At 33.5% G+C, this 20,573-nt stretch carries 17 protein-coding genes, 2 pseudogenes and 1 riboswitch; of the genes and pseudogenes, 5 read left to right on the top strand and 14 right to left on the bottom strand.

The annotated features are described in order from the left end of the window. Positions 1-26: 26 nt before the first annotated feature. Together thiD and thiM are read right to left on the bottom strand one after the other, a co-directional pair. Positions 27-824, bottom strand: coding sequence for a bifunctional hydroxymethylpyrimidine kinase/phosphomethylpyrimidine kinase (thiD, locus tag KQI30_RS01695; RefSeq protein WP_216461426.1), 798 nt, complete (start codon positions 822-824; stop codon positions 27-29). 23 nt (positions 825-847) lie between these two features. Beyond that, a complete protein-coding gene (thiM, locus tag KQI30_RS01690) occupies positions 848-1,669 on the bottom strand; it encodes a hydroxyethylthiazole kinase (RefSeq protein WP_216461425.1) in 822 nt (273 codons plus the stop codon). Between the two features lie 68 nt (positions 1,670-1,737). Continuing rightward, positions 1,738-1,847, bottom strand: a riboswitch (TPP riboswitch). A gap of 489 nt (positions 1,848-2,336) precedes the next feature. Here thiM and KQI30_RS01685 point away from each other — a divergent pair. Together KQI30_RS01685 and KQI30_RS01680 are read left to right on the top strand one after the other, a co-directional pair. Then, on the top strand, positions 2,337-2,609 hold the full coding sequence (locus tag KQI30_RS01685) for an IS3 family transposase (RefSeq protein ID WP_216461424.1): 273 nt from the start codon (positions 2,337-2,339) through the stop codon (positions 2,607-2,609). Between the two features lie 68 nt (positions 2,610-2,677). Beyond that, positions 2,678-3,076 (top strand): annotated as a pseudogene (locus tag KQI30_RS01680) (IS3 family transposase); the annotation flags it as partial. A gap of 147 nt (positions 3,077-3,223) precedes the next feature. On the opposite strand, the gene KQI30_RS01675 reads toward KQI30_RS01680, so the two are convergent. From KQI30_RS01675 to rlmD, 7 genes are all read right to left on the bottom strand, one after another. Further along, positions 3,224-3,427: a hypothetical protein gene (locus tag KQI30_RS01675; RefSeq protein ID WP_216461423.1), complete on the bottom strand. Its 204-nt coding sequence runs from the start codon at positions 3,425-3,427 to the stop codon at positions 3,224-3,226. 604 nt (positions 3,428-4,031) lie between these two features. Further along, complete coding sequence (locus KQI30_RS01670; protein WP_216461422.1) at positions 4,032-6,461, bottom strand: ABC transporter permease; 2,430 nt, start codon at positions 6,459-6,461, stop codon at positions 4,032-4,034. Continuing rightward, positions 6,458-7,132 carry an ABC transporter ATP-binding protein gene (locus KQI30_RS01665; RefSeq protein WP_216461421.1) on the bottom strand — a complete coding sequence of 225 codons (675 nt, stop codon included), beginning with the start codon at positions 7,130-7,132 and terminating at the stop codon, positions 6,458-6,460. The genes KQI30_RS01670 and KQI30_RS01665 overlap by 4 nt, the downstream gene beginning before the upstream one ends. A 177-nt stretch (positions 7,133-7,309) precedes the next feature. Further along, on the bottom strand, positions 7,310-8,575 hold the full coding sequence (locus tag KQI30_RS01660; protein WP_216461420.1) for a sensor histidine kinase: 1,266 nt from the start codon (positions 8,573-8,575) through the stop codon (positions 7,310-7,312). Beyond that, a complete protein-coding gene (locus KQI30_RS01655) occupies positions 8,551-9,240 on the bottom strand; it encodes a response regulator transcription factor (RefSeq protein WP_216461419.1) in 690 nt (229 codons plus the stop codon). The genes KQI30_RS01660 and KQI30_RS01655 overlap by 25 nt, the downstream gene beginning before the upstream one ends. Positions 9,241-9,264: 24 nt before the next feature. Further along, complete coding sequence (locus KQI30_RS01650) at positions 9,265-9,456, bottom strand: DUF6019 family protein (RefSeq protein WP_216461418.1); 192 nt, start codon at positions 9,454-9,456, stop codon at positions 9,265-9,267. A gap of 38 nt (positions 9,457-9,494) precedes the next feature. After that, positions 9,495-11,168, bottom strand: a complete 1,674-nt coding sequence (gene rlmD, locus KQI30_RS01645; protein ID WP_216461417.1) for a 23S rRNA (uracil(1939)-C(5))-methyltransferase RlmD — start codon at positions 11,166-11,168, stop codon at positions 9,495-9,497. A 174-nt stretch (positions 11,169-11,342) separates the two neighbouring features. On the opposite strand from rlmD, the gene metA reads away from it, so the two are divergent. Next, positions 11,343-12,257, top strand: a complete 915-nt coding sequence (gene metA / locus KQI30_RS01640) for a homoserine O-acetyltransferase MetA (protein WP_216461416.1) — start codon at positions 11,343-11,345, stop codon at positions 12,255-12,257. 120 nt (positions 12,258-12,377) lie between these two features. Here metA and KQI30_RS01635 read toward each other — a convergent pair whose 3' ends face one another. Together KQI30_RS01635 and KQI30_RS01630 are read right to left on the bottom strand one after the other, a co-directional pair. After that, entirely contained in the window at positions 12,378-12,674 is a 297-nt protein-coding gene (locus tag KQI30_RS01635; protein WP_216461415.1) for a 2TM domain-containing protein, read from the bottom strand. Between the two features lie 69 nt (positions 12,675-12,743). Beyond that, positions 12,744-14,048 carry an ArnT family glycosyltransferase gene (locus KQI30_RS01630; RefSeq protein WP_216461414.1) on the bottom strand — a complete coding sequence of 435 codons (1,305 nt, stop codon included), beginning with the start codon at positions 14,046-14,048 and terminating at the stop codon, positions 12,744-12,746. 135 nt (positions 14,049-14,183) lie between these two features. On the opposite strand from KQI30_RS01630, the gene KQI30_RS01625 reads away from it, so the two are divergent. Next, positions 14,184-15,038, top strand: coding sequence for an AIM24 family protein (locus tag KQI30_RS01625; RefSeq protein WP_216461413.1), 855 nt, complete (start codon positions 14,184-14,186; stop codon positions 15,036-15,038). A 472-nt stretch (positions 15,039-15,510) separates the two neighbouring features. Here KQI30_RS01625 and KQI30_RS01620 read toward each other — a convergent pair whose 3' ends face one another. From KQI30_RS01620 to KQI30_RS01610, 3 genes are all read right to left on the bottom strand, one after another. Continuing rightward, the gene (locus KQI30_RS01620; protein WP_216461412.1) at positions 15,511-17,160 is read right to left on the bottom strand and encodes a PTS transporter subunit IIBC; all 1,650 of its coding nucleotides are present in this window, start codon (positions 17,158-17,160) and stop codon (positions 15,511-15,513) included. A 259-nt stretch (positions 17,161-17,419) separates the two neighbouring features. Continuing rightward, positions 17,420-18,205, bottom strand: a complete 786-nt coding sequence (locus KQI30_RS01615) for an endonuclease/exonuclease/phosphatase family protein (protein ID WP_216461411.1) — start codon at positions 18,203-18,205, stop codon at positions 17,420-17,422. A gap of 5 nt (positions 18,206-18,210) precedes the next feature. After that, the gene (locus KQI30_RS01610) at positions 18,211-19,869 is read right to left on the bottom strand and encodes a PTS transporter subunit IIBC (protein WP_216461410.1); all 1,659 of its coding nucleotides are present in this window, start codon (positions 19,867-19,869) and stop codon (positions 18,211-18,213) included. A gap of 179 nt (positions 19,870-20,048) precedes the next feature. On the opposite strand from KQI30_RS01610, the pseudogene KQI30_RS01605 reads away from it, so the two are divergent. Next, positions 20,049-20,573 (top strand): annotated as a pseudogene (locus KQI30_RS01605) (transposase); the annotation flags it as partial.

The raw sequence follows: 20,573 nt of genomic DNA, 5'->3' as shown, positions 1-20,573 counted from the left end.
TCTATAAGTTATATTTTTTCACTACATTACTCTGCATATTTTCCTGTTATATCAAAACCATGATTTATTGGGCCACTACCTTTTCCTAAATTAAGCATTGCCGCTAAAGCATCGGAAATATAGTTTTTTCCTTTATCCACAGCTGTGTTTAAATCATAGCCCTTTGCAAGATTGGATGCAATGGCGCTAGATAATGTACAGCCTGTTCCATGAGTATTAGGATTATTAATACGCTTCCCATAAAACCATTGATATTTACCATTATAATATAATAAGTCATTAGCGTCATTTACTTGATGCCCGCCTTTGCAAAGCACAGCACAATTATATTTTTCACTAATGATTTTAGCAGCTTCTATCATATCCTCTTCTGTTTCTATTTTTCTTTCACAAATAATCTCTGCCTCTGGAATATTTGGTGTTAAAATCGATGCTATAGTAAATAATTCTCTTTTCAGTGTGTCTATGGCATCATCACTTATAAGTTTTGCACCACTAGTTGCTACCATAACTGGATCTACAACAATATTTTTAGCTCCATATTCTTTTAATTTACTAGCAATAACTTTAATTAATGACGTAGAAGAAACCATTCCAATCTTAGTAGCTTCTGGATAGATATCTGTAAAAATATTATCAAGCTGATCTTCTAAAAATTCTGGTGTTACTTCCATAACAGATGTTACTCCAATAGTATTCTGTGCAGTTAATGCTGTTATTGCACTCATAGCATATACACCATTGGTAATCATTGTTTTAATATCGGCTTGGATACCAGCGCCTCCACTAGAATCACTTCCTGCAATTGTTAATACTGGCTTCATAATATCTTTCCTCTCTTCTTTTATCATCTAATTTCATAATTTGCTTTTTTCTCTAATGTATCCTTATCCATATTATAAATTGCATCTATTATACGGTTACGATAAGTAGCATTACCATCACCCTCTTGCATTCTTGACCATGCAATTTCTCCTGCAACTCCCATTGTACAAACTGCTGCTGCTACTGCCTCACAATTATTTTTAGAATTAGCTACAATAAATGCTGTAATCATTCCAGATAGTTGACAACCAGTTCCAGTGATTTTCCCCATTTCTGATCTTCCGTTACGAATTACATAACACTTATCTCCATCACTTACTAAATCGATGGCACCTGTAATGGCAATAGTACTACCAGATTTCTTTGCAAAATCTTTTATAAATTTAACTGCTTCATCAAGATTTTCTTCTGTAACCTTATCAGCTATATCAGCATCTACTCCTCTTGTACTACCACTCCCAAGAGCCAATGTTTTAATCTCAGAAATATTACCACGAATAACATCAAACTTTAATTGATCCATTAATTTTATTGCAGTACTAGTTCTAAGTTCACTAGCTCCAGCTCCAACAGGATCTAATAAAAGTTTATGATTTAATTCATTTGCCTTCTTACCAGCAGCAAACATAGCTTCAATACTTCTCTTATTTAATGTACCTATATTAATATTTAAGCCACCACAAATTGATGTAATATCCTCAACTTCTTCTATTTCATCAGCCATAATGGGACTTCCCCCACAAGCTAGCAATACATTTGCAACATCATTTACTGTGACATAATTAGTTATGTTATGTACTAATGGCATCTTATTCCTTACATTTTCAATACAAGTTCCTAACATAATATTTCCCCTACTTTCTTCTAAATGTATTCAAAAAACGGATATACCAAAGTGAGTATATCCGCGTAAAAGTACGTCATAATATATTCCTACGTTGGCATTATCCAAATCAGGTTAAGGGTCAAGACCTTCAGCCTACTCTCAGCCCACTAACTTGTGAGCTCCCCTATTTTCAAAAGTTACTATATCATCAATTTACTAACAAATCAAGTTCTATTGTTCAGGTTTTAGTGGTCCATAATAATATGAAGCTGTGTAAGTGTCAAAGTTTTGGTACCTTTTATTAATTAAAAAATATATTAAAATATCCCGATAGGGCGATCTATGATATGCTCCCTTTTAGGTAGACAGTTGAAATAATAAAACTGTTTATCTAGGAGGGAGCTTTTGTATGAATAAATATTCTCCAGAAGAAAAGATTAAATTTGATGTTAGTATAAAGTAGTGGACACATTAAATCGAACTAAGTAAAATATTATTTAGTTAAGAAAAGATGTGTCCATTATGGGAAAGGGCAGAAGATATGATCAAGAATATAAGGATATGATAGTAGACTTAAAGAGGAAAATGAAATATTAAAAAAAGCTATGGCCATATTTGCAACAAGAAATTAGAACAAGTAATAGAATTTATAAATGCTAATAAAAGCAATCATGATATTAAGACTATGTGCACCGTTTTAGGCGTAGCCAGAAGTACATATTATAAATCTTTTGATAAAACTAAATCTGCAAGAGAAATAGAAAATGAGGAATTAAAAGCAGCTATTATAAGAATATATAAATCTAATAAAGGTATATATGGAGCACCTAGAATTCATTATATACTTAGCACAGAAGGCTTTACTGTTTCATTGAAAAGAGTTCAAAGAAAAATGTCTGAACTCGGGCTTTATGCAATAACTGTAAAAAATATAAACCTCATTCAAATAAGAAAGTAAAAGATGGTTTAGAAAACGTTTTAAAAAGAGATTTTACCACTACTTCCATTAATTAAAAATGGGTTGGAGATATTACATATATTCATACTACACAAGATGGTTGGTGTTATCTAGCTTCTATACTTGACTTATATTCTAAAAAAATTATTGGCTATGCTTTCGGTAAAAAAATGACAGATGATTTAGTTATTAAAGCTCTAAAGAGAGCTTATCACAATCAAAATCCTCATAAAGATAATAAATTAATATTTCATAGTGATTTAGGATCTCAATATACTAGTAATGATTTAAAAGATTTATGTAAGGAATTTAGTATTGTACAATCCTTTAGTAAAAAAGGATGTCCTTATGATAATGCTTGTATAGAATCTTTTCATTCATCAATAAAAAAAGAAGAAGTATATAGAAATACTTACCGTACCTTCGAAGAAGCTAAAATAGCTATATTTAAATACATAGAAGGATGATATAACAGAAGAAGACTACATTCAGCTATAAATTACATGACTCCAGAACAATGTGAGCTATCAGCTAGAAGTGTATAATAAAAAAAGTTTGACTTTTTGTGTCCAATATATTGACGTAAGACCAATTATCCGCAGGACGCCGGTTGCCTAAGCAGTCTTTTCGTCCAGAAGCTGTTTTACTCCGCCTAAGTAATAACAGAACCTGTCAAATTGTTTCTGCCTATTAGCTTTCTCGTCATCAATGGAATCCTTGATCATCATACACATCTCTACTTCATCTCTTATCTCTGGTGCATATTTAATGATCATGTCTGCAAGAAAGCTGCAGCAACGTTCAAAATCCTTGTTCATTGCCAAGCCTCCTCAAAATATTATCTTGTGAATAATTCACAGAACATATTTTATCTCAAGACTTACTAAAATGGAATAGATTTTACTGAATGGTAGTTTTCAAATATTTCTATCTATCGCAAATCAATTCTTTCAAGGCACATATCCTGCGATATAACCAGAGTCTTCTATGTCTTTTCCTGCTCAAACAATATTCCTTCTTATATATTAGTCCCCGGCGACGGCTAGATACGCATTAGAGATGTCTCCATCCAAATGCTGTTCTAGCAAGGGATTTTTCCCTTGAACCCTTTGTTTATTATATGTGGGGGTGCTTTCCGCCCCCACTTTATGATTTTGACGGCGCTTTTTGCCCCCACTTTTTATGTTCTGATTTCATTGTAATCTTGTTTAGATGCCAGATTTTAAAAAACAGGGGGCGCAAAATGGAGCCATTTTTGAATTCCGGGGGGCGCTTTTCGCCCCCAAATAGTGAAAGTGGGGGCACTTTCTGCCCCCACTCAGGAAATATTGCTAAAATACAGTTTAGATTTACCATACATACAAATCTGGAAAGTATCTATTTCTCCTCTTCGTTAAGACCTAGTTCATTACATATTACTTGCTATCCCTGATACCTTATTCTTTCTACCAGCGTTTCCTTTTTCAGATTACTGCTTAAAACACAGGAAAGCACAATTTGTAGAATACCAACCAGAAGAATCATAACAAGAATCGGGATAAGAGGAACGTGATAAACGTTCATTCCAAAAATCCCATTATGCTTCGCATAGGAAAACAGTGCATAGCCAAGGGGCAGACCGGCAGCAAGTGCGACGCAGATGGTGCCAACCGTAAAAATCAAGCCCTGTATTTGTAAGCTCAGATTCAACTGCTTATTGGTCATGCCTACCGCTTGCAGCACACCGTATTCCTGCTTCTTCGTGGTGATATTGATGATCATGGTGTTTGCCAGATTCATAAACCCAATGAGACCGACAATTGCCATGAACAGATAGCAGCCAAGCTTCATCATACGGCTTGCGTATTCTGCGGTTTGCAATTCTGCGTGATAGGTGTTCAGCTTGATATGAGAAGTATCGGAGAGCAGGTCATTCAGGCTTTGCTCTACAGATGCCACATCTTTTTTAGCACAATCCACCCACAGGTATCCATAAGATGTCCCTTTCGGATTTACAGAGCGGTATACTTCTTCCGGAATGACCAGATAAGTGTCCGCGCTTACAAAGGAGCCTGCGATTTTTCCATGATAGGTATAGGTTCCGCTTCCGTTATCAAAGTTGAATGTAATCGGTGCACCCGCAGAATACCCGTCAGCTTCCATCCACATGGACCAGCCAAAGAAAACATCCCCGTTTTTGACAGCCTGTGCATAGTCCATGGAACCGATATCGCCATCCCCGCGCATCATTTCAAAATCCTCTTGATTTACGATTGCAACCGGAAATTTTGTTCCGTTCAAATCTGCAGAGACGATTTCTCTCGTCAGTACATCCGTTACACCGGGGATGGATTTGATTTCTTTAATCAAAGAATCATTCAGTGGGTTGTTCTGTAGGATTGTGTCCAGATTATTCTCCGAATAGGCTTCATCATAATTCTGGGAATAATCCAGCTGCAACTCAAATTGTCCATGGTTGATTGCAATCCGCGCCTCGTGCTCCGTGTCAATATTCCCAACATAATTAGAGATAATTACAAACAATACACAGGAAAGCCCCATGGTAAGAATCGTAGCAATGGTTCTTTTCGGATTGCCTGTCACATTTGCCATTGCCATGGAGAAAACGGTGACATCTTTTCTGCCTTTTCGTCTGCCCTGTTTTTGCGTTTTGGAGCCGTCAAGATACCGTGTCGCTTCGATGGGTGAAATCCGTGAAACAATTTTCATGGGTTTGCGCAGAGCCAAAACGACCGTAAGAAACGATACAAAAATGCAGATGAGCATAATTGTCAGTGAAAACAGAGGCACCTGATGGTTCTTGATTCCGGACGATACCAGATTTCCCTGCTCCACCAGCCAGTTGAAGCTGACTTTTGCAATCAGGAAACCAAACAGCAGCCCCAGCGGTATCGAAGGAACCGCCAGAAGAATGCCCTCACGAAAGATCAACTGCTTCATCTGCTTTCTGGTTGCACCCAGCGCCTTGATTTTTCCGTACTCCTGAACCTTCTGGGCGATCCCGACCTGGAAGATATTATAAATGACCACAACGGAAAACAGCACGATTCCGAGGATCAGGGTTCCACAAACCACAATCATTTCATAGCTCGGCTGCAATACCCACTGCAGGTAGAGGTCATTGATGATCACGTTTTTCTGGTCAATGCCGCAGGAATCCGCGATTTCTTTTATAACAGGCGCAACATTATTCATAGATACATTTGCAGAATCGCTCAAGGTAAAATAGATATTATATTGCCTGTCACCCTCCGCAACACGCTCATTATAAAAATCCTGCGAACCGAATACAACATAGGAAGCCTCGATGGTATATTCATCCCGGTCATATAAAATCCCGCTTACAGTAAATTCCACCGGTGCGTATTCCGACTGCATGCCGGAACGGTACTCCAATGTTACGGTGTCTCCGACCTTTACATCATGGTATCCCACTGCATCAAAGAAAGCGCGTCCTGCGGCAATTTCCTGCACCTTTTCCGGATAGGTACCTTCCTTCAACACATATTCCTGATTATAGGGAAGCATTTTCCTGACCGTTTCATCCGCACTGACAAAGCCGCCATTTTCATTTCCTTTCAGGATGCCCTCCGTACACATGATGCCGATATCAGATATCTCAGCTCTGCGTTCCACTTCTTTTAATTGCGTACCATCTGCGGCGATAAACAGGCCGTAGTTACTTCCGTATGAGCTTGCCGCCTGACTTTTCTGTAAATGAATTACCCCATTTCCCACAGTACTGATGATAACAAGCAGCATCGTGGTCAGACAGATTGCCATCATGATCAGTATACTTCTTGTCCTGTTCCTTTTGTCATTGCTATATGCAATCCTGCTTATTGTCTTCATCTGAAATCCACCACCTGTCCGTCCTCAATCACCAGAATACGGTCAGCGACCTGTGCAATTTCGTCATCATGGGTAATCATTACAATTGTCTGTCCATATTTTTTTGCTGTCATCTTAAGCAGAGCGATTACCTCATCACTGGTCTTAGAATCAAGATTGCCTGTCGGCTCATCTGCAAATATAATTTCCGGACGATTCACCAGTGCTCTTGCAATTGCTACTCTCTGCTGCTGTCCTCCGGATAACTGATTTGGCAGATTATAAATCCGGTTTTCAATCCCCAGAGTTGCAATAATATCATTTACATACGATTCATCCACTTTTCTTCCATCCAGCCCCAGTGGCAGTACAATATTTTCCCAGACATTAACAGATGAAACCAGATTAAATGCCTGAAAAACAAATCCGATTTTTCTTCTGCGGAAAACAGCAAGGGCATCTTCCTTCATCCTGTATAAATCTTTCCCTGCTAAAGTAACACTGCCTTTTGTCGGGGTGTCTAGCCCTCCAAGCATATGAAGTAATGTACTTTTACCGGAACCTGACTTTCCAACAATTGCGACAAATTCTCCCTGCTCAATCTGAATGTCCACCTGATTGACCGCTTTGACCTGATTCTCACCTGCGCCATAAAACTTACAAAGCTGCTTGGTTTCTAATATCACACTCATGTGTTGCCTCCTTTTCAATTCTGTAAAGCGTACCTTTTCAGCACGCTTTCTTTGCCTGTTTATATATTTGGTCATTTTTCAACCTACATCCAAATTGTATCAGGACAATCTTTCATTTCACTTTCAAAAAACGAGCAGAAATCTTACAGAATTGTAAGATTTCTGCTCACTTAAAATTTAACCAACATATGGTAATTGAATCACAAACATGCTTCCTTTTTTCTTTTTGCCGGAGGTTACCGTAATCGTACCTGCGTGTTTTTCGATAATTTCTCTCGATAGAAAAAGTCCGATTCCTGTACCACTCTTTTCCATGACCTCCTTGGAACTTCCTCTGTAAAATCGTTGAAAAATTTTGTGATACTCATTCTGCGGAATACCAATTCCCTGATCCTCAATTTCCATTCTTACAAGATAGTTTCTTTTTTGTAACCGGATAAATATTTTTGAACCACACGGACTGTACTTGACCGCATTATCCAGAACGTTGATCACAGCTTCACCAAGCCACCTTTTATCCTGCATAATCGTGCATGTTTCCAGCTCTTTTTCATAGTCAAAAACGAATTCAATTTCTTTCTCATCCGCTTTAGGATAAGTGCGGTTCACAGCAGATATGACAGTATCCATAAGCGGAAGTTTTTTCTTATTAATCTGAATCAGTCCAGTTTCCATCTTGGATATTTCAAGAAGCGACTGCAATAATGTCTCCAGTCCATCCAGAGCACTCCGACAACGGATACGAAACTCCTCCTGTTCTGTGGCACTTAAGTCATTCTGCATCAGCACACTAAAACATGTATCCAAAGCTGCAACCGGTGTCTTTAACTGGTGAGAAATATCAGAAACCATTTCTTTCGTGTTCTCCTTTTCTGCCCTTGCTTCTTCCTTTATCAACTGAATATGATGTCCGATTGCTTCAAGCTGGTCATTCAATTTTTCCAGTTCTGCATGATTTTCCGTTTTCAGTAAATCATCAAATTTATTTTCACGGAATCTTATCAGAATTTCTTCCAACTGGTCTAAAATTTTCTGATGACACGCATCTTCTTTTTTCTTCCAATAAAGTAAAAAAGTCAAAAGAAGCACGCATATCACAGTGCTTACAGCACCGGTCACCATAACCTGATGCCGGAATTGCGAATAAAATGCATTTCCTTTATTCCCCCAGTATCCATATTGCTCCAATAATCGCCTTCCCTGTTCGTTAGTTTCAATATCCTTATCCTTAAGCAATTCCGAAACAGCATCCAGCCCATAAAATTCTTCCTTTGCAGCAATCTCTGTCATAAGATTCATTTTATATTTATAATCTTCATAAAACACATACGTGGTAAAGCAATTTAATATTGCAAACAATAATATGACAGGTAATACCAAGGAGAGCACTACTGTAATCTTCTTGCGATATCTCTTTGTCACTGCCTTACCTCCTGATTCCATATATACCCAAGACCTCTGATATTCTTTATATAGACCGGTGCAGCCGGATTGTCTTCGATTTTCTCACGGAGTCTTCTGATATTGACAGCGATTGTATTTTCATCCACAAAATCCCCTTCCAGATCAAACACATTTTTCAATATTTGTGTTTTTGAAAGAATCTGTTTAGGATTCTGAAGAAAAAAAGTCAGCATTTTCAACTCCGTTTTTGTCAGACTGATTTCACGACTCTTTATCAGGACTTTCATTTCTCCTGCGATAAATACGATATCTCCCGAAATCATCTTTCCGACTTCCGTTTTCTCCTGTCTGCGGCGGAAATGTGCTTCTATTTTCAAAAGAAGTACCGAAAGACTAAACGGCTTTGTAATATAATCATCTGCCCCTGCTTCATATCCCATGACCTGATCCATCTCCTGATCTAGTGCTGTAAGACAAATAATGTATGTATTATAATTGCATCTCATCCACCTTACAAATTCCAGTCCATTCCCATCCGGAAGATTCACATCACAAATGGTAACATCCACATTATTATCACTTGCAATTCTTTTCGCTTTTTTCACTGATTCTGCTGAAAAAACCTCATATCCGGATTTTTTCAGTGAAAATGTAATTCCACGATTTAAATTTTCATCATCTTCAACCACGAGTATACCTGGCATAGCATATGCACCTCTCTTTATTAACTATTTTTCCTCTTCGTTAAGACCGAGTTCGTTACATATTTGTTCTGCCACGATATACTCGGTAGTGACTTTCCCTGTAATATCCCTATAGGCTTCTTTTATTCCATTTTTGACCGCCCACTTAACTATAAAATATAATGCAAGTAAGACGATTAGTGCTGTGTCAAAACTAATTCCTAATTCTTCAAACATTTCATTACCTCTGTCAATTCCGATTTATCAGACTCTTTTTAGTTCTTCTGAATCATCTTAAAATGCTTCAATGCCTCCACAATTGCACTCTCTTTATCTTCTGGACACTGTGGTTGCCTACTATCTTCATTTTTAGGTAAATTATAATTCTTTCCAACCTCAATTCCGCATTTTCTCTTTACCTGTGAGATATACAGATTGGAAACCTTCATGCCGGCATTATGTTCAGCCACATACTTCTTTATCTCATCATATGTTGCCTTAGTCTCTGCAGATGTTATATCCACATCATCAAGTTCAATTGTGACATTAATGTAATCATCCGGCTTTTGTTTCAGTTGGGACAAAAGAACAACTGTCTCGACATGTGCAGTATGAGGAAACATATCTACCGGTGTTACTTCCTCTGCCATATATCCCAGTTCTCTTAAAATTTTAAGATCTCTAGCAAGAGTTGCTGGATCACAACTTACATATACTATTCTCTTAGGATTTATTTCTGTTATAGCATGTAATAATGATTCTTCACAGCCTTTTCTTGGCGGATCTACTACAACTACATCAGCTTTTACACCTTTTTTTATAATTTTAGGAATTACTTCTTCACATTTTCCTGTAAAGAACTCAACGTTATCCACATTATTCTCCACAGCATTTTCTCTTGCTTTTATAATTGCTTCATCTATTATTTCTACACCATAAACCTTTTTCGCTTTTTGGCTTAAAAATAATGATATTGTCCCTGTACCACAATAAGCATCAAATACTACTTCATTTCCTGTAAGATTAGCATATTCTAATGCTTTATTGTATAACACTTCTGTTTGAATAGGATTAACTTGAAAAAATGATAATGGAGATATTTTGAACTTAAACTTACCTATATAATCTTCAATATCTTCTTTTCCCCATATAATTTTATTTTCTAACCCTAAAATTACATTTGTCTTCTTTGTATTAATATTTTGAATTACAGAAACTAACCCTTCAATATTTTCCTTTAGAATTTCTGCTAATTTATCAAGACCATTAACCTTCTTCTTATTTGTTACTATTACTACCATAACTTCTCCAGTTTTATAGCCTTTTCTAACCATAACATGTCTTACTATACCTTCACCAGTACTCTCATCATAAGCAGAAACTTTTTCAATTCTCATCCACTCTTTTAAAAGCTTTGTGATAATCTCTCCCTCTTCATTTTGAATATAGCATTTATCCATATCAATAATTCTATGACTCTTTTTCGCATAGAATCCTATTTTTATACCATTTTCATCTTCACCAACTGGTAATTGAACCTTATTTCTATATCTATAAGGTTCTTCCATACCAATGACATCATTTAATACAATATCTTTTCCTACGGTGAACCCACCAATTCTTTCTAATACATCTTTAACTCTTTCCTTTTTTAACTCTAATTGACCTTTATAGTTTAGATGTTGTAATTGGCACCCTCCGCACTTATAATAATTTTCACAAACTGGTTCTTCCCTATTTTCACTTGGCTCTATTATTTCTTGCAACTTTCCAAAACCAAAGTTTTTATTTACCTTAACTACTTTTACCTTAACTTTTTCACCTTTTAAAGTCATTGGTGTAAATAGTGTAAATTCATCCACTTTACCCACACCTTCACCATCATGACCAAAACCTTTTATATCAATTATATATTCTTCATTTTTCTTAACTGGTACTTCTCTTTTCATACTATCACCCTATATTCTCTATTTGCTTAGTTTAGACTATCACATATTATTATTTTTCTCAATAGATAGCCTTTGTAATTAATATTATTAATCCTTTATCAATTACAATAAAATAAATGATATAATATTAAATATATTAAAATTTTATTGTTTACTATAGGGGGGCTTTCACATATGCCAATAAAATTACCAGCGGGATTACCAGCAGAAAAAATATTAGAAGAAGAAAATATCTTTATAATGACTGAAGATAGAGCTTCAACGCAAGATATACGTCCTCTAAGAATTGCAATTCTTAATTTAATGCCAACAAAAATAGTTACAGAAACACAAATACTTAGACTTTTAGCTAATACTCCACTTCAAGTTGAGTTTGTGCTTTTACACCCTAAAACTCATATTTCAAAAAATACTTCTGCAGCTCATCTTGCAAAGTTTTATAATACTTTTGATGAAGTAAAAGATCAAAAATTTGATGGTCTTATAATTACAGGGGCTCCTGTAGAACAAATGCCGTTCCAAGAAGTTCACTACTGGGATGAACTTTGTGAAATTATGGAATGGAGTAAGAAAAATGTTTATTCAACACTTCATATATGTTGGGGAGCACAGGCTGGATTGTACTATCATTATGGAATAGAAAAACATCCACTAAAAAATAAAATGTTTGGTGTTTTTGAACATAGAGTAATTAGACCTGAAACTACACTTTTAAGAGGATTTGATGAAGTATTTTATTGTCCTCATTCAAGACACACTGAAGTTAGAAAAGAAGATATATTAAAGCATCCAGAGTTATCTATTATAACAGAGTCCGATGAAGCAGGTCCTCAATTGATTATCTCAAAAGACGGTCGTCAAATCTTCTCAACTGGACATGCTGAATATGATGCAGATACTCTTGCTAAAGAATATTTTAGAGATAAAGAAAGAGGTTTAGATATATCTATACCTAAAAATTATTTTCCAAACGATGACGATACAAAAGCACCACTAATACGTTGGAAAGCTACTGCATCATTATTATTTTCAAACTGGTTAAACTATTATGTTTATCAATCAACACCTTTCAACTTAAATGAATTATAAAAAACTGCAGCAATAATAAACTCTTATTTATCATTGCTGCAGTTTTATTTTACAAAAATTCTGGAGAAATTTTTATAAATTATTCAGCTTATAACAATGCCAAAACTGATAATAACTAATCTATTCTTCTGGCTCATCTTCATTAAAATTTCTTTTTAATTTCTTGAATTCCTTCTCAACAGAACCAGATTTCTCATTATAAAATAAATTAATACCTTGATTTAATACACCAATTCCCCAACCTACAGTGGTTGATATTGGAATTATTATCTTTCCTGATTCGCTAATTGTAATAATCCATAAGATTATATTTATTGATATGTATATAATTAGATGAAAGAAAAAATCTTTTTTATCCTCCACTCTCTTTTTTGCTATAGTATATAATTGATTATCAGTTAATTGATCACCGTACAAAATACTACTCCTTAAAAATTACTACTAAAATAGTATACCATTTTTTACCAAAGATTTCAACTATATATTTTATATTCCCATATTATTTTTATCAAAATATCCATATCTTATTAACTCATATACTGTATAAATGCCATATACAGATAATATAATCATAAGTGATGTAACTGGATACATATATCTAGAAAATGCATAAAAAGGCAAGTATACACAATTAAAATACAATATAATCATAGATATAAACAGAAAATTTAAATTTCTTCCTCTCTTATATAAATAAAATATAAATCCTGCCACTGCAAAAATTAATAATATCCAATGGTATACAAAAATAATATTCAAATTAATATTATATATCTCCACCCAATAAAATGGTTTTATCCAATTATGAGTAGTTTTTCCTATTGTGTACCAACCTATATATCTTAACGGCTCATTTTTTAATACCTTCCAAAAACGTTCCTTAGATAAAGCAACTTCTGTCTCATTATTTTTAAATTCATCTCTTTCATAATAAGGAAATTTATCATAATCTATTCTATATTCAATATCTGTTGTATATTTAACACTCTGATCATAATTTATATATGTTCCTTGCAACATTGGATTTCCTGTAGCATATGTGAATAATATCACTTTATCAAAAACAACATAATTTCTTATCCACCATGGAGCCATTATAGCAACAAATATTACTATTACTATTGATGCAAACTTAACCATATCAAAAAAAGTATATTTCTTATTTATTATCCACATTATTAAAACCAATACTGGTAAAAGTGCTACTTGCGGTCTAAAATATGATGATACCCCTAATAGTATGCCCCCTATTATATAATAAAAAACTTTTTTAGTTTCTATAGCATACATAGTTACATATATTAATAATAGTAGTAATGTTTTAAATATAGTTTCAGTTAAAATAAGTTGAGATGCCCATAAATTTGGCAAATATATTGCATTTAATATAAATGCTAATAACGATACAATAGAATTATTAAATATTTTTCTAGCAATAAAAAATACTAAAAGTAATGATACAGCTTGCAATAATACCTGTATTATTCTTACTGCTGTGATTGCTCCCATCTTTCCAAAAATAGCAGTACAACCTGCTATAACAATAGGTAACCCCGGCATCATAAACGCTGATTTATTTTCTGGATAATGATATGAATAATAACCTCTTTCATAAAGATTCCATCCACTTCTTATAAATTTCACATCATCATTATCTGGAGCTTCTAAACTTCCTAGTAACGTATCGTTTCCAAATTTAAATGTTGCATATATACCTAATAATATAAAAATAACTGTTACTGAGATTAGTATAATCTTAGTTCTTCTACTTTCCTCTTTTAGCGAAAACATTATTTTCCTCCAAATTTTATTATTTCTATATTATTATCTCCAAATTCTATATAATAATTACTAAGATTATGTTTTCCTTAAAATTTTCCTATTCAAACCTTTTATGATAATATTAAATTACGGAGGTGTTTAAAAATGAGATCAAATTTTTCTATTGAAAATTCTTTTTCAATAATAGATTCCATGGTAAATGATTCACGTTTTGAAATTCTTGAATATCCAATGCTAAATGGGGGCAACTCTTTAGAATCTGCCGTTGCATTTAAATATATGAAAGATAGTAATGTCAAATTAAGACAAGTAAGAATTCTATTAAATAATTCTTCTGTTAAATTAGAATCTGGTTCTCTTTCATTTTTAAAAGGCGATATTGATATTTCCTCTAAAATGGGTGGAGTATTAGGTCTTGGCAAAAAGTTTATTTCTTCTAAACTAAATAAAGAATCAATGATAAAGCCAGTATACACTGGTTCCGGTGCAATATATCTTGAACCTTCTTTTGGACATTATCTACTTTTAGAATTAGACGATGAAGAAATCATTGTTGATCCTGGAATGTTCTTTTGCTGTGAATCCTCTGTAAATATATCTACATCTATTTTAAATACTGCATCTTCTGCTCTTTTCAGTAATGAAAGATTATTTCAAACCAAATTATCTGGTTCCGGAATTGTAGTTTTGGAGTCTCCAGTTCCTGTTACCGAAATAATGAAATTTAGATTATGTGATGACTATTTAAAAATTGATGGTAACTTCGCATTTTTAAGAACTGAAGATGTTGAACTTACTGTTGAAAAGTCAACTAAAACACTTATTGGTTCCGCAGCCTCTGGTGAAGGTCTTCTAAATGTATTTAGTGGAACTGGTGAAGTATGGCTTATGCCAACAAAATCTATTTATAGCGATTTAGAAAAACAAGGACATAAATTAATGATTACACCTTCCAAGTCTTATGGAAAAGATGTTGAAAATACTATCGATGATGAATAAACTTAAATAGTGAACAGGTCAAGGCACAGTTATATATCAGTGCACAGTTGTTGATGAAATTCTCTTTGGGGAATTTCTGAGATTTTAAGTGCAATAATTTTGTGTATAAAATAAGATAGTTTCATTAATATATTTGTATTTTATATAGAACTATCACGAGGGGCTAATGAAGGTTGCACCTTCATATAGCTTGTAGTGTGAACCCATGATTTCTGAAAAACAACACTTAAGTATAATAGTTCTATATATGAACTAAACATATCTATAAATACAATTGTAATTCGCCGTCCGCAGGACTATAATATTTTCCCCACAGGGGAAAATTAACCGAAACTGTGAACTGCCTTAACTGTACACTGAATTGTGCCTTGTACCATCTAATCTGTGCCCTATCTTGTTATATAATAAAAGGAGGTATCGCTAACAAATTTTCATTGTTACTGCGATACCTCCTTTAAAATAGTTATCTTTATTACATTCCAAGTATATCTTGAATATTTGATTTTAATACGTCAGCTTTTGGTCCATATATAGCTTGAACACCTTTATCCTTTATTATAAGTCCTAATGCTCCCGCAGCTTTCCAAGCTTTTTCATCTCCAACCAAATCTTTATTCTTAACTGTAACTCTTAATCTTGTCATACAAGCATCTACATCGTCAATATTCTCTTTTCCACCTAATAATTCAATTATTTTTATGCATTGTTCATCATTAGAAGATGTAGTTTCTGAAGCAACCTTGTCTTCAGCCTTTGTATCTGTAGCTTCATCATCTATATAATTTCCTTTACGTCCTGGTGTTCCAATATCAAATTTCTTTATTAAGAAATTAAATACTACAAAGTTAATGAAGAAGAATGCTATACATGCTATTAAGAAGTTAAGTAAATCCCAACCAAGTCCAGCTTTAAACATCATTGGTAAACGAGTAAATAATTCTATTGCACCAAATGCATGAATTCTTAAATTAATAATATCGGCTAATGCAAAACCAAGTCCTGTTATTACTGCATATACAACATATAGTATTGGTGATATAAACATAAACATAAATTCTATTGGTTCAGTTACCCCTGTTAAAAATACAGCAAGAGCAGCTGAGAAAAATACTGATTTATATTTTTCCTTTTTATCTTTGTCTACATTATTATACATTGCAAAAGCTACACCAATTAATGATGCACAAGATAAAATTACTTGTCCTACTTTAAATCTTGCAGGTGTGATATCATTTAACAATGCAGTATATGCTGCTGTATCTCCAGAATCTTTTAATGAATTTAAGTCTGATACCCAAGCTAACCATAATGGATCTTGTCCGGCAACTCTTACACCTTCAAGAGAAGTATATACTCCGCCTAAATCTGTATAATTCATTGGTATAGTAATCATATGATGTAATCCAAATGGTAATAATAATCTTTCTAATGTACCATATACAAATGGTGCTAATATTGGTGCTGAATCTTTTGATTTAGCAATCCATTCTCCAAAGGCATTTAATCCAGCTTGAGCAAATGGCCATATTAATGATAATATCAATGCAGTAACAACTGATCCTCCAATAACAACAAAAGGAACAAACCGTTTACCATTAAAGAAACCAAGTGCTTGTGGTAATTTATCAAAGTTATAATACTTGTTATATAATACTGCACCTAAAAATCCTGAAATAATACCTACAAAAACTCCCATATTAAGAGCAGGTGCTCCTAAAACAGATGTAAAATAATCTCCTACTGGTAGTGCACCAGCTAACAATGAGTTTACAGTTGCACCATCCTTACTAAGCATATCAGATGTTACTCCAAAAATTGTTCCTGTAATTCTGTTAATAAGTATAAATGCTATTAAAGCTGCAAATGCTCCTCCAGCACGTTCCTTTGCCCAAGATCCTCCAATAGCTACTGCAAATAATATGTTTAAATTTCCTATAATTCCCCAACCAATATCCTCTACAACTGAAGCTATTGTTGCGATAACGTTTGCACTTGAAGTCATTCCTATCAATTTTCCTAAAGAAATCATAAGACCTGCTGCTGGCATAACTGCTACAACTACCATTAATGCCTTACCAAACTTTTGCCAAAAGTCGAATGATCCCAGTTTAGTTTTACCCATTAATATCATCTCCTAAAAATATATAATTATTACAACTTATGTAAGTATAATAACATATTGTTTTTATTTTCAAAAGGGAAAACGTTTTAATTCGTAATTTTCTATATTATTAATGGCAAAACTTTGTATAAACTTCTAATGATATTTTTTACTTTTTAGTAATATATACAAATCAAAGTCAGTTTCAAAATAATCATTATATAAAAAAGAATATCGCTAACAAATATTAATTTGTTAGCGATATTCTTAACTTTATTTCCTATATAGTTACTTCTACTCCATAATGATCTGAGATTACTGCTTCATTATCACCGTTAAATACTACTGCTGAATTTTTTACTGATATTTCTTTGTTTGCAAATATTATATCTAGTCTCATATCAACTTTATTTTCTTCCCATCCAGCAATTTTACCTTTTACAGTAACACCAGAATCTTTTTCCTTCGCAAGGATAAAAGTATCTTTTAATCCTTTTGAAATCATATAATCGTAACCTTCATTTCTAACATTAGCATTATTATTAAAATCTCCCATAAAGAATGCTAATCTATCTTTAGAATCTTTACTTAGAAGCTTATCTGCTTGATATTTAAATGGTTCTTCTTCATCTTCCCACCATCCTAAATGACAAGTATAGAAATCTGTTTCAGTACCATCTATATCAACTGTTGCTTTTAATATCTTTCTTGTTTTCCAATAACTTCTGTCTTTACCTTTAGATATAAAAAAGCTTTCTGTGTTTACAATAGGATGTCTAGTAAGTATACCAATACCTTCTTCATATATATCATAGCCTATGTGGGAATAATCCCACACAAAGCTATAATCATTACATCCTATACTTTTTAATGCTTCATTTAAAACAACTAAGTAATTATCCTTTTTTATATTTTCATATAATACTTCTGATTCTATTAACTGGCTAACCTCTTGAAGAGTAATGACATCATACTTTTCTCTTTTTATTCTATCAGCTAATATACCAATCTTTTTTTCTTGATCAGATTCTTGCCATGAATGACAATTAACTGTTAATAATTTCATTTATATTACACCCCTAATATATCTTGTATATTAGATTTTAACACATCGGCTTTTGGTCCGTAAATAGCTTGTACTCCTTTATCCTTTAAGACAAGTCCTAATGCTCCACATGCTTTCCAAGCCTTTTCATCTCCAACGATTGAAGGATCTTTTACAGTAACTCTAAGTCTTGTCATACAAGCATCAACATCTACTATGTTTTCTTTTCCACCTAATAATTCAATAATCTTTATACATTGTTCATCATTAGCTGTTTTTGAATCAACTTTCTTTTCATTTCCTGCATTTTCATCTGCTTCATCATCAACATAGTTACCATTACGTCCTGGTGTAGCGATATTGAATTTCTTAATTAAGAAGTTAAATACTACAAAGTTTAATATGAAGAATATTACACATGCTATTAAAAAGTGAATTAAATCTCCAAGTAAACCTGCTTTTATCATCATTGGTGTACGAGTAATTAATTCTATTACACCAAATGCATGTACTCTTAAGTGTACTATATCTGCTGCTGCAAAAGCTAAACCTGTCATAACTGCATAAGATACAAATAGGATTGGTGATACAAACATAAACATAAACTCAATTGGTTCAGATACACCTGTTAAGAATACTGCAAGTGCTGCTGAGAAGAACATTGATTTATACTTAGATTTCTTATCTGGATCAACATTTTTGTACATTGCAAATGTAGCACCGATAAGTGATGCACATGATAATATTACTTGTCCTACTTTAAATCTTGCTGGTGTAACAGTATTTAATAATTCTTTATATGCAGCTGTATCTCCAGCAGCTTTTAAGTTATTTAAATCTGTAACCCAAGCTAACCATAATGGATCTTGTCCAGATACTATGCTTCCTTGTGCACTACCTGTTAAAATTGTATATGTTCCTCCAAGTTCTGTATAGTTCATTGGAATAGTTAACATATGATGTAATCCGAATGGTAATAATAATCTTTCTAATGTACCATATACAAATGGTGCTAATATTGGTGCAGTATCTTTAGATGTTGCTATCCATTGTCCAAATGAATTTAATGCACTTTGAATAAATGGCCAGAATAATGATAATATAATTGCTGCTACAACTGATCCACCGATAACTACAAAAGGTACAAATCTTTTACCATTAAAGAATCCTAATGCATCTGGTAACTTGTTGAAGTTATAGAATTTGTTATATATTACTGCTCCTAAGAACCCTGATAAAATACCTACGAAAACTCCCATATTAAGTGCTGGTGCACCAAGAATAGAAGTAAAATAATCAGATACTGGTAATGATCCAGCTAATAAAGAATCTACTGTTGCTTTTGAATTTTCTAACATATCAGATGTTACGCCAAACATAGACCCTGTTATTCTATTAATAAGTATAAATGCTAGTAAAGCTGCAAATGCACCGCCGGCACGTTCTTTAGCCCAAGAACCACCAATAGCAACTGCAAATAGAACATGTAAGTTATTGATAATGCCCCATCCTATATCCTCCATAACCCTTGCTACTGCTGTTATAAAGCTAGCATCTGATGTCATGCCTACTACTTTACCTAAAGAAATCATTATACCAGCTGCTGGCATTACAGCAACTACTACTAATAATGCTTTTCCAAACTTTTGCCAAAAATCAAATGATCCCAGTTTAAACTTTTTCATATATCTCTCTCCTCACCCAAATAGATAGTGTAAAGTTTATTTACACTTCTTTCTTTAAAAATCTTTATATATCAAGGTTTTAGAAGTTTTTTTGTATAAAAAAACAACGACCCCCTGATTTCTATGTTAAAATTGAATCTCCTAACAAACAAAAATAACTTAGAAAGGTTGTCGTTATTGTGGATTCAATTATAACTTATTTACTAGCATATAATCAATATTTAATTAATATAATTTTTCAATTACTCATATTTATTTCTAAATATATACCACTTGGACAATTATCTTTTGATGATTCAAATAGCCCAGAGTATCAAAAATTTAAAATAGATAAACTTCCTAAAATAATTAAATTTCATAGTGTAGATTACAAATTACTTTTAGCTTACTATAACCATAAATACAATAAAATCGTAACTCCTGTAAAACGACGTAATGGTAAGTCTATACCGACTAAAATAAAGTGTCCTAAATGTGGCGCTCCGCACCAATATATCTATGATAATAATGGTAATAAGGGTCAATACCAATGCAAAGTATGTGGTCTAACCTTTAAGGAGTCTAATTTTGCAACTAAGCCACTAGTATTTAAATGTCCTTACTGCGGTAGCACACTCTCTGAACGTAAGGAGCGTAAGCATTTTAAAATACATAAATGCATCAATACTAACTGCTCTTACTACAAAAGGAATTTGAAAAAACTC

Origin of the sequence: Clostridium bornimense, from assembly GCF_018917145.1 — a bacterium.
Taxonomy (GTDB): Bacteria; Bacillota; Clostridia; order Clostridiales; family Clostridiaceae; genus Clostridium_AN; species Clostridium_AN bornimense_A.
Note: the sequence above shows the minus strand (reverse complement) of the source record. Positions and strands in the feature narration are given on the sequence as shown.